Origin of the sequence: Pseudomonas sp. 67(2021) (assembly GCF_017491835.1) — a bacterium.
GTDB classification, from domain to species: domain Bacteria; phylum Pseudomonadota; class Gammaproteobacteria; order Pseudomonadales; family Pseudomonadaceae; genus Aquipseudomonas; species Aquipseudomonas atacamensis.
In genome coordinates this window covers 1-527 of sequence record NZ_JAFGYL010000065.1, presented here as the reverse complement: position 1 = coordinate 527, position 527 = coordinate 1, and the positions used below count along the sequence as shown (strand labels likewise).

Genomic DNA, 527 nt, shown 5'->3' with positions numbered 1-527 from the left:
CCGCAGAACTGCGTGCTGCTGGGCACCCAGGGTGGCCTCTACCCGATCGGTGACTACTGCTTCGCCGACGGCGACCCGGATGCCGCCCGCCGCCTGGTGCCGGGTACCCTCAAGCCGGTGCGCTGGGAAAAGGAAGCGATCGCGCAGATGCTCATCACCTCCGACGGCACCGCCAAGCCCATCGAGTTCGAGCCCCGTGAAGTGCTGGCCCGGGTGATCCAGCGCCTGGCCAGCCGTGGCATTCGCCCGGTGGTAGCCTTCGAACTGGAGTTCTACCTGTTCGACCGCAAGCTCGATAACGGCCTGCCACAGTACCCACGCGACAAGGCGACCGACGATCACGACGATCAGCCGAACATGCACATCGAGCGGCTGTCGCGCTTCGCACCGGTGCTGCACGAGATGGTCGATGGCGCCAACGAGCAGGGCGTGCCGGCAAACGTCATCACCGCGGAGCTGGGCCCAGGCCAGTTCGAGATCAACTTCTCGCACAGCGACGATGCGATGAGTGCTGCGGACTGGTCGGC

1 pseudogene is annotated in these 527 nt (G+C 66.0%); it reads left to right on the top strand.

The features are described 5' to 3' along the window. Positions 1-527: pseudogene (locus J5M66_RS26530) on the top strand (glutamine synthetase); the annotation flags it as partial.